The following is a 13,870-nucleotide window of genomic DNA, read 5'->3' as shown; positions in this document are numbered from 1 at the left end:
TTTTATCTGACGGCTGCAAGCCCGAGGCTCACTCCGCCGGTTTGTTCTTGCGGCTCGCCTTGAGTTCGAGGTACTCGATGATCTTGCCCGCTACATCCTTGCCGGAGGCGGCTTCCACCCCTTGCAGACCGGGGGAGGAGTTGACCTCCAGCACCAGCGGGCCGCGGGCGCTGCGCAGGATATCCACCCCCGCCACATCCAGCCCCATGATCTTGGCGGCCTGCACGGCGGTGGCACGCTCTTCCGGGGTGATCTTGATCGCCTCGGCGGTACCACCACGGTGCAGGTTGGAGCGAAACTCCCCCGGCTGGGCCTGACGGCGCATGGCGGCCACCACCTTGCCGTTGACCACCAGACAGCGGATGTCGGCGCCATTGGCCTCGCGGATATACTCCTGCACCAGAATGTTGTTGTTGGTCTGGATAAAGGCCTCGATCACGCTCTCGGCGGCTTTCTGGGTCTCGCACAGCACCACGCCAATCCCCTGGGTTCCCTCCAGCAGTTTCACCACCAGCGGCGCCCCGCCTACCATGGTGATGAGGTCGGGTACGTCGTGGGTGCTGTGGGCATAGCCGGTGATGGGCAGGCCGATGCCGTGGCGAGAGAGCAGTTGCATCGCCCGCAGCTTGTCGCGGGAACGGCTGATGGCCACCGAGCTGTTGAGCGCCATGGTGTTCATCATCTCGAACTGGCGCAATACGGCGGTGCCGTAGGCGGTAATGCTGGCCCCGATACGGGGGATCACGGCGTCATAACTTCCCAGCTCCCCACCCTCGTAGTGAATGGAGGGGTTGTGGGAAGCAATATTCATATAGCAGCGCAAGGTGTCGAGCACCTCGACCTGATGACCGCGCGCCTGCGCCACCTCGACCAGACGGCGGGTGGAGTAGTTTTTCGGCTCACGGGATAAAATGGCAATCTTCATGGAAATGACAGACCTGATAATCGGGCTGGAGAGTATAAAGTGCCACGGAGTGCTGACAACGCCAATCCTTTCCCCTCACCATTCGCCTTTTTGCAATGACCCGCCTGAAGGATTCAATGAGGCCCGCGTAACTGCTGTTGCAGGGTGAGCAACAGGGTGACCTCTTGCAACCGGCGCGCCGTGGCCCCGCGCCACCCCTCAACAGGCAGGGGAGCCAGCAGGGTTTGCGCGATGCAATCGCGATAGAGGGGCCCCTCATGTTGCCACTGCTGCACTTCTGCCGCCTCGTGCTCGCTCTGACCACCATCGTTATTGGCTCCGGACCGGTAATAGCGCAGCCACTCCAGATTGCCGCAGCGAAACAGTTCGACACGCCGCCCATCCTTGAGATGCAGCACCAGCCCCTTACGCTCGATACCCGGCCCGGCGTACTTGTCGAGCCAGAGGGTCAGGGGAACCCCGGAGGCGTCGCCACGCAGACAGGCACGTCCTTCGGCGCTCTCCAGATCACCACGGACAATGGGCTGACCAAGCCGATCGACCACCCCCTCTGCGACCAGCGTCAGCCGGTCATCACCGCCGAGGGCGACCAGCAGCTCGCGGATCATCGCCAGCAAGTGGGTACCGATATCGAGGATCACCCCGTCCGGGTGGCGCAATACCCGCCGATCCGGCTCGCCGGTGGCGAAGTTGAGGGCATAGGGACGCCCCTCGCCATCAATGCCGCACGGCTCCAGCAAGAAGCCCTCGACCGAAGCGACCTCTGCCAGCGTGACAGGCGCAATGGCACCAGACGGTGGAACATGGGATTGAGAATGTGGCTGCCAGCTGGCATCCAGCCCGCCGCCGAGCAGCCGCTGAACGGCGTTGCGGGCCATCCAGTGATCGAGCGCCAGCACCCGGGCGGCGATCTGCGGATCGGCCAACAGCTGTTGCAGCCTCGCCTGCTGGGCCAGTGTCGCCACCACCGGCTTCTCCACCAGGATCAGCGGGATCGCGCTCGCCAGCGCCTGCTCCAGCACCGGCAGATGCAGCAGAGAGGGAGTGGCAATCACCAGCCGATCGAGGGGCTGTGCCAGCAGGGCCTCAAGGGTCAACAGCGAGGTCACCCCCGGCAAGCTGCGGGCAGGGTCGAAACCCCACACCTGTACCTCGTCACTCAGGGCATTCAATGCTGGCAGATAGGCGGTCTCGACCACGGCCCCCAGACCGACAAAACCAATCTTCATTGGTACCTCAATTGAGATTAGGGGCGAGCCAGCGCTCGGCTTCTGCGAGGGTCATGCCTTTGCGGACGGCGTAATCTTCTACCTGATCGGGCTGGATCTGCGCCACCGCGAAGTATTTGCTCTCGGGATGGGAGAAGTACCAGCCCGACACCGCCGCCCCCGGCCACATGGCGTAGGATTCGGTAAGCTGCATGCCGATAGCCTGCTCCACCTCCAGCAGCTCCCAGATACTCCCCTTCTCGGTGTGCTCCGGGCAGGCCGGGTAACCGGGGGCCGGGCGGATGCCCTGATAGTTCTCGCGGATCAGCTCCTCGTTGCTGAGGGCCTCGTCGGGAGCATAGCCCCAATGCACCTTGCGCACCTGTTCGTGCAGGTACTCGGCAAATGCCTCGGCCAGACGGTCGCACACCGCCTGAACGAGGATGGCGTTGTAGTCATCGTGATCCGCCTTGTAGGCCTTGGCGATGGCCTCCTCACCGATACCGCCGGTCACCGCAAAGGCGCCGATCCAGTCCGGCTTGCCACTCTCTTTCGGCGCCACATAGTCCGCCAGACAGTAGTTGGGGAAGCCCTGCTTCTCGCTCTGCTGACGCAGATGGTGCAGCACTTTTTTCACTTCACTGCGCGACTCGTCGCTGTAGACCTCGATGCTGTCCCCCACTGCGTTGGCCGGGAACAGGCCGATAATACCGGCGCAGCGCACGCTCTGATCTTTCTCCAGTTGGTCCAGCATGGCGTTGGCGTCGGCAAACAGCTTGGTTGCCTCCTCGCCGATAATCTCGTCCTCGAGGATGCGCGGATACTTGCCCGCCAGCTCCCAGCTGAGGAAGAACGGGGTCCAGTCGATGTAGGGGCGCAGCACCGAAACGGGCACGTTTTCGAACTTCTGCACCCCAAGCTCGCGGGGCTTGGGTGGCTGGTAGCCAACCCAATCCAGCTGATGCCGGTTGGCGCGGGCATGGGCCAGACTGACCGGGCGGGAGCGCGGCTGCTTGCGGGCATGCTGATCCCGGGCAATCTCGTACTCCTTGTCGATACGGGCGACAAACGCCTCCTTGAGATCCGGGCTGAGCAGGCTCTGGGCCACCCCCACCGCGCGGGAGGCGTTGGAGACATAGACCACAGGCTCCGAGTAGTTCTGCTCGATCTTCACCGCAGTGTGGGCCTTGGATGTGGTGGCACCGCCGATCAGCAGCGGCAGCTTGAAGCCCTGACGCTCCATCTCTTTGGCCACGTGCACCATCTCGTCCAGCGACGGGGTGATGAGACCCGACAACCCGATGATATCGGCGCCGACCTCCCGCGCAGTCTTGAGAATCGTCTCGCAGGAGACCATGACCCCGAGGTCGACAATCTCGAAGTTGTTGCACTGCAGCACCACCCCGACGATGTTCTTGCCGATGTCGTGCACGTCCCCTTTCACGGTCGCCAGCACGATTTTGCCGTTGCTGGAGCCTCCCGACTTTTCCGCCTCGATATAGGGCTGCAGATAGGCCACCGCCCGCTTCATCACCCGCGCCGATTTCACCACCTGCGGCAGAAACATCTTGCCCGCGCCGAACAGGTCGCCGACCACGTTCATACCATCCATCAACGGCCCTTCGATGACGTGCAGCGGCTTCTCGGCGCCAGCGCGAGCCTCTTCGGTATCCTCTTCGATGAAGTCGGTGATCCCCTTGACCAGTGCGTGCTCCAGCCGCTTGCCCACCGGCCAGCTGCGCCACTCCTGATCCCGCGGATCCTCCGCCTGGGCACCGGCACCGCGATACTTCTCGGCGATGGCCAGCAGCTCTTCGGTGGCGTTGTCATTGAGGTTGAGCACCACCGCCTCGACCTTCTCCTTCAGCTCGGCCGGAATGTCTTCATAGATGGCGAGCTGACCGGCGTTGACGATCCCCATGTCCATGCCGTTCTTGATGGCGTGGTAGAGGAAGACCGCGTGAATGGCTTCGCGCACCGGCTCGTTGCCGCGAAACGAAAACGAGACGTTGGAGACGCCGCCGGAGATCATGGCATGGGGCAGGTGCGTTTTGATGTCCTTCACCGCCTCGATGAAGTCCACCGCGTAGTTGTTGTGCTCGTCGATACCGGTCGCCACCGCGAAGATGTTGGGATCGAAGATGATATCTTCCGGCGGGAAACCGACCCGATCCACCAGGATCCGGTAGGCGCGCTGACAGATCTCGAACTTGCGGGCGCGGGTATCGGCCTGACCCGCCTCATCAAACGCCATCACGATAACGGCGGCACCGTAGCGACGCAGCAATCTGGCCTGCTGGATGAACTTCTCCTCCCCCTCCTTCATGGAGATGGAGTTGACCACCGGCTTGCCCTGCACGCACTTGAGGCCCGCTTCCAGCACCTCCCACTTGGAGGAGTCGATCATCACCGGCACCCGGGCGATATCCGGCTCACCGGCGATGAGATTGAGGAAGCGCACCATGGCCGCTTCGGCGTCCAGCATCCCCTCGTCCATGTTGATGTCGATGATCTGGGCGCCGCTCTCGACCTGCTGCTTGGCAACATCCAGCGCCTCGTCATAGAGACCCTCCTTGATCAGCCGCTTGAACTTGGCCGAACCGGTGACGTTGGTGCGCTCCCCCACGTTCACGAACATGGATTCGGGGGTAATGATCAGCGGCTCCAATCCCGACAACCGGCAGGCCACCGGCAGCTCGGGCAGCACGCGCGGCTTGATGCCCGCCACGGCATCGGCCATGGCGCGAATATGGGTCGGGGTGGTGCCGCAGCAGCCGCCGACGATATTGAGAAAGCCGCTTTGGGCCCACTCGCGGATATGCTCCGCCATCTCGACGGCATCCAGATCGTACTCACCGAATGCATTGGGCAGACCGGCGTTGGGGTGGGCGCTGACGCAGGATTCGCTGATGCGCGACAGCTCCTCCACATACTGGCGCAGCTCGTCCGGGCCCAGCGCACAGTTGAGACCGAACGAGACCGGTTTGACGTGGCGCAGCGAGTGGTAGAAGGCTTCGGTGGTCTGACCGGAGAGAGTACGGCCGGAGGCATCGGTGATGGTGCCGGAGATCATCACCGGCAGGCTGTAACCCAGCTCCTCGAATACCCCTTCCACCGCGAAGGCGGCAGCCTTGGCGTTGAGGGTATCGAAGATGGTCTCGATCAGGATGATGTCGGCGCCGCCCTCGATCAGGGCATGGGTCGACTCGGTATAGGCGGCTACCAGCTGGTCATAGGTGACGTTGCGCTTGCCGGGATCGTTGACGTCCGGCGAGATGGAGGCGGTGCGGTTGGTCGGGCCCAAAACACCTGCCACGAAGCGCGGCTTGGCGGGATCTTTTGCCGTCCACTCATCGGCCACGGCGCGGGCCAGCCGGGCGGCCTCGCGGTTGATCTCGGCCGAAAATGCTTCCATCTCGTAATCGGCCATAGCGATGCGAGTGGCGTTGAAGGTGTTGGTCTCGAGGATGTCGGCCCCGGCAGCGCAATACTGCTCATGGATCTCGCGGATCACTGCCGGGCGGGTCAGCACCAGCAGATCGTTGTTGCCCTTGATGTCGGTATGCCAGTCGGCAAACCGCTCACCCCGATACTCTGATTCGCCGAGCTTGTAGCCCTGGATCATGGTGCCCATGGCCCCGTCGATGATCAGGATCCGCTCCTTGAGGCAGGCTTCCAGCTTCTTTGTTACGTCCGACTTTTCGTTAGGCTTTTGGTTAGACACCGCTCGTTCCTCTTACATCCATGCAACTGCGTAAACAGCATCCTAACAGCAAACAAAAAAAATGGAAATCTAGCCGTCTATCTATCCAAACAGACCGAGATATACTCATTTATAGGTAATGAGTAACATAGGGCCCGAGAGTACCCTATGCCCCTCCCGCATGGGGATACGTGCTTGCTGTCTACTAACGAGAAAAAATAACTATGAGCGTCTACTACACACTCTGTTTTCTGGCAGCGTTGGCGATCTTTATCGCCTTTGCCAACCAGTATGTTGTGAAGATCCAGACCACCATCGCCATCACCGCCGGTTCCATGCTGATCTCCGCGTTGCTGGTGCTGTTCGGTAAACTGGGCTGGTTCAATCTGGAACCTCTTGCCGTCAAAACCATGGAGAGCATCGACTTCCAGAACTTCCTGCTGAAGGGGATTCTGGGCTTCCTGCTGTTCGCTGGTGGCCTTGGCATCAACCTCAAGGCACTGCGCAGCCAGAAGTGGGAGATCACCATTCTGGCCATCATTGCCACCCTGCTCTCCACCTTCATCATCGGCTACGGCTTCTGGTTTATCGCCAAGCTGCTGGGTTGGGATCTGCCGCTGGTCTACTGCATGCTGTTCGGGGCGCTCATCTCCCCCACTGACCCGATCGCCGTACTGGCCATCGTCAAGAAGATGAAAGCGCCACCCCAGATCGCCATCCAGATCGAAGGGGAATCCCTCTTCAACGATGGTGTGGGTCTGGTGATCTTCGCCACCGTGTTTGCCGTGGCATTTGGCGGTGTAGAGCCGACCTTTGGCAGCGTGGCTGGTCTGTTCCTGCATGAAGCCCTCGGCGGCATCCTGTTCGGCGCCGTGATGGGCGTCATCGCTCATGTGATGATCAGCGCCACCGACGATGGCTCCCTGGAGCTGCTGCTGACCCTCTGTATCCCGACTGCGGGCTTCGCCTTTGCCAACATGATCGGCGTCTCCGGCGCACTGGCTATGGTGGTCACCGGTATCATGATCGGCAACTGGACCCGCCAATCCGGCTTCTCCGAGCAGAGCCGTCACCACCTGGACCACTTCTGGGAGTTGATGGATCAGTTCCTCAACGCCCTGCTGTTCCTGCTGATCGGTCTGGCGCTGGTACTGCTGGAGCTCTCCTGGCATGACTGGGTACTGCTGGTCATCGCGGTGCCGCTCTGCCTGGCTGCCCGCTTCATCAGCGTGTCGCTGCCCTATGTGGCCTTCCGCAAGTTCCGCACCTACAACTCCTTCTCGGTGCGGATCCTCACCTGGGGCGGTCTGCGCGGCGGTCTGGCCATGGCGATGGCGCTGGCGCTCCCCTCCGGCGTCATGATGATCCCGGAGCATGGCGTCGACCTGCGGGAAGTGATCCTGGTGATGACCTACTCGGTGGTAATGTTCTCCATCGTGGTGCAGGGCATGACCATCACCCCGATGATCACCGCGGCCAAGAAGGCCTGTGGCGACTACTGAGTCGACCGACGGTACTGATTGCAGAGTGAGAGAGGGCTCCCGTCGGGAGCCCTCTTTTTATGACGGATATTTACTACTGATAGAACTTTGATTACACAGAGGAAAAGCGCCCCTCCCCCGAGAACCGCAAATTATTGTTTGCTTTTTATTCATTTCGAGGAGAGAATGCGCCCCGGCTAGTTAATCAGCCCAGTTTATGTTCGCAATGTTTCAACGTTAGATGAATCCTGCCAGAACCCGCATAACCTTCCTCTGATTTACTCGCCTTGAGAACCGTCAGGCTGTCTGCCTGCGTTGCCCGGCTCTCACGGTGCAGACCCGATCTGCCCACCCAATTTGATTTATGCATCAGCATATTCCTTGAAAAGTGCAGACGCCCCTTAACCGGGCTGGGTATTCCTGCGCGCTTGTCGTTCACCCAATCGACCGCGCCCATTGACCTGACATTTGCCAATACAAGGAGCAAACACCTAATTTATATAGAGAAATACCATGATGAAAGCCGTACAAACACACAAGCCCCTGCGTCGTAGCAAACCCATCAACCTGCCCCCGCAAGAGCAGGATTCCGATGCGTTCCTGATCCAGTTCAGCACCCGCTTCAGCGGCGGTTTCGCCATCTCCTGTGATGGTATCGCTGGCGAGTTCTCCATCGAAGACCTCAACTGATCCTGCCTGCCCTCCGGCAGCGCCCGATGCAGACAGGCCGCAACTCACGGCGGCCTCTTTGCTAATCTCCCTCCGTTTTTTGCCTTTCGGCCAACAGCTCCCGCCCCGAACACCACATCCACACCTTCTGCACCCACCGCCTGCGCACGCCAAGCTGTGCGACGTCTGTGATCCTGTCTGCAATTTTTCAACCTCATCGTCACGTTTTCGTGGATAACTGAACGACCAGCACAGGCAAAAAAAGCCATTGATGGTACAAGCAGGGTTCATTCACCCCGGTTGAGAGCGATGGTTGATTGCAATGACGACAAAGCTTGAGCGCCCCTACTTTTCCAGCGTGCATGACTCAGGTTCAACAGATGAGGGACTGAGCAGCCCCCTCTCTCTCTACTCTGCTTACGAGGCTATCGATGTGGAGTTGCGGGCCCCCCACGAGATGGCGGGCTACCACTGGCACGGGCAGGTGGAGGTCAACATCCCGTTCGACGGGGATGTGGAGTACACCATGAATGGCCAGTCCTTCACCCTGGCGGCAGGGCATGCCGGGCTGTTCTGGGCGGCCATTCCCCATCAGCTGACCCGCATTGGCCATTGCACACAAATGGGTCTCATCAATATACCCATCCATCTTTTCCTCTCCTGGCCCATCAACCGGGATCTGCTAACCCAGATCACCCACGGCGGCGTCTTGCAATCACGATCGTCCATGCTGGTGAGCGAGTTTGAGCTGGCGCGCTGGGTCACGGAGAGCCGGATGGACGACCCCGGTCGCCAGCAGCTGGCGGCCGACGAAGTTTGCCTGATGCTAAGGCGCATCGGGCTGGATGGCTGGACCCGCATGCTGGCCAACCACAACAACCAGAGCGCGGCTGCGGGCGCCTCCAAGCACTCCCAGTTCCACGTGCAGCAGATGCTCGAATACATTGCCGCCCACCATGATGCCGCGCTCACCACCAGGGAGCTGGCCGACCATGTGGGGTTGCACCCCAACTACGCCATGGGGCTGTTCCAGAAAGTGATGCAGATGAGCATCAAGCAATATGTCACCGCCATGCGGATCAACCATGCCAGAGCCCTGCTGAGCGATACCGATCGCACCATTCTCGATATCGCCCTGACGGTGGGCTTCAACTCCAGCAGCCGCTTCTATGACACCTTTCAACGTTATCTGGGGCTGACCCCAAGCCGCTACCGGCAACTGAGCCGCACATGCCCTCTTTCTGACAACGAAGAAGCCCCCATCGAGAACAGCGAATCAACGCCGTAACCATTCGCACGCAGCAAAAAACGAGGGATGCACCATGCATCCCTCGTCACCACCACGTTGCGATTTACGCTCAAGGAACGCCGACACTCACCCACTGATTTGGCGGCACACTGACCTCCACCACACTCAGCTCGACACCGTTCAGACGCTGCGTCTGGGCCGGTCTGCGCTCACCATCCACCACTAATACAGGGTGATGACCGGGGAAGCGCGCCTCCCAGCGCAATGGTTGCGAGCCCTCCTGATAGAGTGCCGTCTCAACCCCTCCGGTATGACGTAGCGAAAGGCGATGGTTGCCCAGTGGCAGTTGCGTGATAGCAACCCACTCTATCGCGGCAGGCAACCTGGACAGGGTGGCAACCCGGTTGGCTGCCGCATCCGGCTCAATCCCCATCATCCCCTCGACGGTCTGCGACACCAGCGTAAAGGAGATCTCCGGATAGTCGCCATTGGTGCCCTGACTCGGCCGCTCGTGGGGCAGATCGCGCTTGGCCAGGATGTAGCGCATCCACTGCCACGCCTCCTCGTTGCGCTGATAGGGGAAATAGGTATCCGGCAGATAGGTGTAGGCCTCGATATTGGCGGGCGCCTCGGGTGTTGAACCTATCCCTCCCCCTACCTTTTCGCTGATAAAGTCGAGATAGCGGTCATTGCGCGGCCCCGGCTCTGATAACAGCTTCATCGGAATGAACCAGCTGTTCTCCTTGCCAAAATCGTTGTGCTTGCCGAGGTTGCTGTCGAGGATGCGGGCATAGTGGCCCTCCTCATCCCCCACAACCTTGCTCCACTCCCCATTGAAGTAATCCTTTAGCACCTGCGCTTTTTGATACCACTGTTGCGCAGCTTCGGATTCACCGCGCGCCTGCAGCATGGCGGCATAAGCCAGGGTCGCCTGATATTGGGAACCGATGGCATCGGCGGCCTCTATCGGGTGCTCGCCCCGTTCGTTGTAGGTGCAGGATCCCTCAAAGATCCCTCCCTTGCCTTCGGCGATCCCGTTGGGGTGCTGCTCGTCATGCAGGGCGATAAAGTCGGTCATCACCTTGCTATAAAAGACCCACAACTCCGGATCCTCGATATAGCGGCGATCCCCGCTCCAGAGGTAGGCACGATACGCCTTCTCTACCAACTCGAACTGGGCGGGCACCTCGCGCACGAACCAGCTGTCGTTCTTGTAATCGATGGTATGGGGAGAGCCGTCAAAGTTGAAGGCCCAGAGGGTGTACCACTTGCGCGCCTCGGTAGCGTTACGGGCAAACACCTTGAACATCGAAAAGTTCTCGGCGCGCCAGCCCGCAATCTCGGCACCGGCAACCTGATGGGCAAAATCGCGACCGTAAAACGCCGTTCGGTCGTAGTAACCGGCCCAGTAAGAGGGGAGATAATCGTGCAGACCCGTGCCATCCCCGTTCGGATGATGCTCGTCCTTGTTGGTCACGCCGCGCTGGCCGGTCATGATGAACTGCGCCGTCTTGGCTGCCGCCCAGTTGAACCCTTCCGCCAGTTCGGTACTGGAGGAGCTGAGATGAACGGTCGGTTGCGATGCCTCCACTCTGGCGGCCACTGCCTGCTGTGTGCAGAGGGTAGCGATGCCAGCTGCCATCATGGCGCATGAAAGCTTGGCTCGACGACTCATTGGATATCCCATGTTCCACTCCTTATGGATGGCGCCGACATAGCGTCGGCGCAGTGAATCGACCTGCTCAGCTGGCCATCGCCCGCACGGGTTCGACCTCGGCACTCTCGGGCTCGTATTTGCGCATCAGGTGTTCCACCACCTTGCGCTGGAATTGGCCATTGAGCTTGTAGAAGCGGAAATAGACAAACAGGGTCAGAGCAAAGAACACCGCAGGTAGTCCGACCATGATGAACTGCATGCCCAGCAGGGTTTCTGCACTTTGCACCGCATTGGGGACATAGCCGATCAGGGTCAGAATGATGCCGATAAAGAAACCGGCGAAGGCCGAACCTGCCTTGACCACCATGGTCTGCACCGAGTAGGCGATGCTCTCGTTGCGGGTGCCCAGCTTGTACTCACCGTAGTCGACCGTATCAGCGACCATGATCACCTGCAGCACCCAGAACAGGGCAGTGCCGATATTGAGCAGGATGCCGGAGAGGGCGATCAGCGGCACGTTCTGGGTATCGTACAGACCGACATAGAGCAGAGTCAGGCAGCTCAGGATCGGGCTGAGAGAGGCGAGAGCCCACAATACCCGGCGCGAGATAAAGCCAACCAGACGGGGGAAGACCATCAGGGTGATCAGATTCGCCACACCGGAGTACATCATGTAACTGGGGAAGAGATCCTCACGCCCGATGACATAGGTGAAGTAGTAGATGGCAAACGCGGTGATGATGTTGTTCGCCACGTTATAGCACAGGGCCATAAACAGCACGCTGGAGAGCTGGTCGTTGCGGAAGATCAGCTTGACCGAATCGATGATGGTGGTGCGCTCGGGACCAACCGCCCCGGGAGCGACTGCCGAGCTGTAACGCTCCTTCACATTGCGCAGAGTGACGATGGTCGAGACCACGAAAAAGGCGATGAGGATAAAGGTGAACATCAGAAAGCCGTGGGCCTTGTCTCCCTGCCCGAAGTAATCCACCACCTTGAGTCCGATGGCGCCGGTAATCAACCAGGCCAGACTGGCAAAGAAGCGGGGATAGGGAACCAGCTCCTCACGCTCCCGCTTGTCGAGAGTCAGGGTGGGCACCAGCGACCAGAAGGGAATATCCATCAGGGTATAGGTCATGCCCCACAGGATGTAGGTCACCGCCACATAGGCAATCAGGGCCGGGCCTTCGAAGTAGTGGGCACAGAACACCATCACCAGCGCGATGGAGTTGACCACAGTCCCGGTCAGGATCCAGGGTTTGAACTTGCCCCAACGGGATCGGGTGTTATCAACAATCCACCCCATGATGGGGTCATTGACCGCATCCCAGATCCGGGCGACGAGAAAGATGGTACCGACCGCCGCAGCCGATACCCCCACCACATCCGTGTAGTAAAACATCAGGTACATGTAGACGATGCCGATGGCAAAATCCTTGCCGAAGGCCCCGAAGCCATAGCTCAACTTGGTTTTCAGCGAGACGCTCATGGTTTATCTCCTTGGGGGTTAAGCCCCCCGCAGGGGGCTCTTGCTCAGCCGTGAATCCACTCCGGCAGCCAGCCGCGGTGAGCTTCAATCAGTTCGTCGATCAGGGCGTAGATCTCATCCATGCCAAGCACAGCCGCAGTGTGGGGATCGAGCAGGGCTGCATGATAAATGCTTTCCCGCTTGCGCTCGGTGATCGCCTCGGTGACCAGCGCCTGCACGTTGATGTTGGTGCTCATCAGAGCTGCCAGATGGGTTGGCAAGCGGCCGATGGCGGTGGGCTGGATACCGTTGGCATCGACCAGGCAGGGCACCTCCACGCAGCACCCTTCCGGCAGGTTGGTGATGAGGCCATCGTTTCTGACGTTGCCATAGATGACGCTGGGCTCACCGCTCCAGAGCGAGTTGATGATGACGCTCGCATACTCGTTTGATTCGGGCACCTCGACCCGCTCGGCCTGACGATAGGCGGTGAGGTCATCCTGCCAGCGGGCAATCTGCTCCACGCAGCGTTTGGGATACTCGTCGAGCGGCACCTTGTAGCGCTCGATGAGATCAGGCCGCCCCGGCTTGATGAAGTAAGGGGTGTATTCGGCGAAGTGTTCGGAGGATTCGGTAACGAAATAGCCGAACTTCTTGAACAGCTCGTAACGCACCAGATTCTGGCAACGCTGGTGATGGTGCAGGCCGGGTTTAGGGGCGGTACCCGCTTCATAAGCGGCCAGCAACTCGGGATAGAGATTGACGAATTCACCGCTCTCCAGCTGACGCTCGAGGCTCAGATAGAACGCCATGTGGTTGATGCCGGCGCAGCGGTAACGCAAGGTCGCCGGATCGATGTCGAGATCGCGGGCCAGCTCGTGCGCCGTTCCCTGCACCGAGTGACAGAGCCCCACCTGCTTGATATGAGGGAACTGTTGATACATGGCCCAGGTGTTCATCGCCATGGGGTTGACGTAGTTGAGCATGGTGGCGTCGGGGCACACCTCGCTCATCACCTCGCACACCCGCCACAGATGGGGGATGGTGCGCAGTGCCCGCATGATGCCGCCGGGCCCCAGCGTATCGGCGATGGTCTGCTCCAGACCGTGGCGTTTGCACACCTCGAAGTCGGTCACGGTGCAGGGCTCATAGCCACCGATCTGGAAGGCGACGATCACGAAATTGGCGCCAGCGAGCGCAGGTTTCAGCTCGGTGTGGCAGTTGAGTTGCCCCTTCGCGCCGCTGGAGTCCATCAGCTTGCGCACCACAATCTGGGACTCTTCCAGCCGCTGCGGATCTATGTCCATCAGGGAGATGTTGGCGTTTTTCAGGGCCGGTTTGTGAAACACATCGCCCAGGATGTTCTTCACAAAGATGGTCGACCCTGCGCCGATAAAGGTGATATTGGGAGTTCTCATGTCCATTGCTCCGATGACGGTGAAACCAGTGTGCCTACTATGCAGGGCGGGTCCCGTCAGGCGCGTCTCGCTTACGGAGCAGAGACTCCCAA

General features: G+C 60.1%; 9 protein-coding genes. 3 read left to right on the top strand and 6 right to left on the bottom strand.

Annotated features, from left to right (window positions below; genetic code table 11):
- Positions 1 to 28: 28 nt before the first annotated feature.
- From rimK to metH, 3 genes are all read right to left on the bottom strand, one after another.
- Entirely contained in the window at positions 29 to 925 is an 897-nt protein-coding gene (gene rimK / locus LD28_RS0100480; protein ID WP_033135074.1) for a 30S ribosomal protein S6--L-glutamate ligase, read from the bottom strand.
- A 113-nt stretch (positions 926 to 1,038) separates the two neighbouring features.
- On the bottom strand, positions 1,039 to 2,154 hold the full coding sequence (locus tag LD28_RS0100475) for a Gfo/Idh/MocA family oxidoreductase (RefSeq protein WP_033135073.1): 1,116 nt from the start codon (positions 2,152 to 2,154) through the stop codon (positions 1,039 to 1,041).
- A 7-nt stretch (positions 2,155 to 2,161) separates the two neighbouring features.
- Positions 2,162 to 5,857: a methionine synthase gene (metH, locus tag LD28_RS0100470; protein ID WP_033135072.1), complete on the bottom strand. Its 3,696-nt coding sequence runs from the start codon at positions 5,855 to 5,857 to the stop codon at positions 2,162 to 2,164.
- A 203-nt stretch (positions 5,858 to 6,060) separates the two neighbouring features.
- Here metH and LD28_RS0100465 point away from each other — a divergent pair, with 203 nt between their 5' ends.
- From LD28_RS0100465 to melR, 3 genes are all read left to right on the top strand, one after another.
- Positions 6,061 to 7,338, top strand: a complete 1,278-nt coding sequence (locus tag LD28_RS0100465) for a cation:proton antiporter (RefSeq protein ID WP_033135071.1) — start codon at positions 6,061 to 6,063, stop codon at positions 7,336 to 7,338.
- Between the two features lie 492 nt (positions 7,339 to 7,830).
- Complete coding sequence (locus LD28_RS23505; protein ID WP_005342935.1) at positions 7,831 to 8,007, top strand: hypothetical protein; 177 nt, start codon at positions 7,831 to 7,833, stop codon at positions 8,005 to 8,007.
- Between the two features lie 301 nt (positions 8,008 to 8,308).
- Positions 8,309 to 9,274: a transcriptional regulator MelR gene (gene melR / locus LD28_RS0100460; RefSeq protein ID WP_050514227.1), complete on the top strand. Its 966-nt coding sequence runs from the start codon at positions 8,309 to 8,311 to the stop codon at positions 9,272 to 9,274.
- Between the two features lie 70 nt (positions 9,275 to 9,344).
- On the opposite strand, the gene LD28_RS0100455 is transcribed toward melR, so the two are convergent.
- Genes LD28_RS0100455 through melA form a run of 3 tightly spaced genes read right to left on the bottom strand, consistent with a single transcriptional unit; the run spans position 9,345 to position 13,778 of the window.
- Complete coding sequence (locus LD28_RS0100455; RefSeq protein WP_156120053.1) at positions 9,345 to 10,922, bottom strand: hypothetical protein; 1,578 nt, start codon at positions 10,920 to 10,922, stop codon at positions 9,345 to 9,347.
- Between the two features lie 55 nt (positions 10,923 to 10,977).
- On the bottom strand, positions 10,978 to 12,381 hold the full coding sequence (melB, locus tag LD28_RS0100450) for a melibiose:sodium transporter MelB (protein WP_033135070.1): 1,404 nt from the start codon (positions 12,379 to 12,381) through the stop codon (positions 10,978 to 10,980).
- Positions 12,382 to 12,425: 44 nt separating this feature from the next.
- Entirely contained in the window at positions 12,426 to 13,778 is a 1,353-nt protein-coding gene (gene melA / locus LD28_RS0100445) for an alpha-glucosidase/alpha-galactosidase (protein WP_033135069.1), read from the bottom strand.
- Positions 13,779 to 13,870: the final 92 nt, after the last annotated feature.

This window comes from Aeromonas finlandensis (assembly GCF_000764645.1).
Taxonomy (GTDB): domain Bacteria; phylum Pseudomonadota; class Gammaproteobacteria; order Enterobacterales; family Aeromonadaceae; genus Aeromonas; species Aeromonas finlandensis.
Note: the sequence above shows the minus strand (reverse complement) of the source record. Positions and strands in the feature narration are given on the sequence as shown.

What these genes read in the sequence shown, in the direction of transcription:
- rimK (WP_033135074.1), bottom strand. Translation starts at nt 925, where the DNA reads ATGAAGATTGCCATTTTATCCCGTGAGCCGAAAAACTACTCCACCCGC.
- LD28_RS0100475 (WP_033135073.1), bottom strand. Translation starts at nt 2,154, where the DNA reads ATGAAGATTGGTTTTGTCGGTCTGGGGGCCGTGGTCGAGACCGCCTAT.
- LD28_RS0100465 (WP_033135071.1), top strand. Translation starts at nt 6,061, where the DNA reads ATGAGCGTCTACTACACACTCTGTTTTCTGGCAGCGTTGGCGATCTTT.
- LD28_RS23505 (WP_005342935.1), top strand. Translation starts at nt 7,831, where the DNA reads ATGATGAAAGCCGTACAAACACACAAGCCCCTGCGTCGTAGCAAACCC.
- melR (WP_050514227.1), top strand. Translation starts at nt 8,309, where the DNA reads ATGACGACAAAGCTTGAGCGCCCCTACTTTTCCAGCGTGCATGACTCA.
- LD28_RS0100455 (WP_156120053.1), bottom strand. Translation starts at nt 10,922, where the DNA reads ATGGGATATCCAATGAGTCGTCGAGCCAAGCTTTCATGCGCCATGATG.
- melB (WP_033135070.1), bottom strand. Translation starts at nt 12,381, where the DNA reads ATGAGCGTCTCGCTGAAAACCAAGTTGAGCTATGGCTTCGGGGCCTTC.
- melA (WP_033135069.1), bottom strand. Translation starts at nt 13,778, where the DNA reads ATGAGAACTCCCAATATCACCTTTATCGGCGCAGGGTCGACCATCTTT.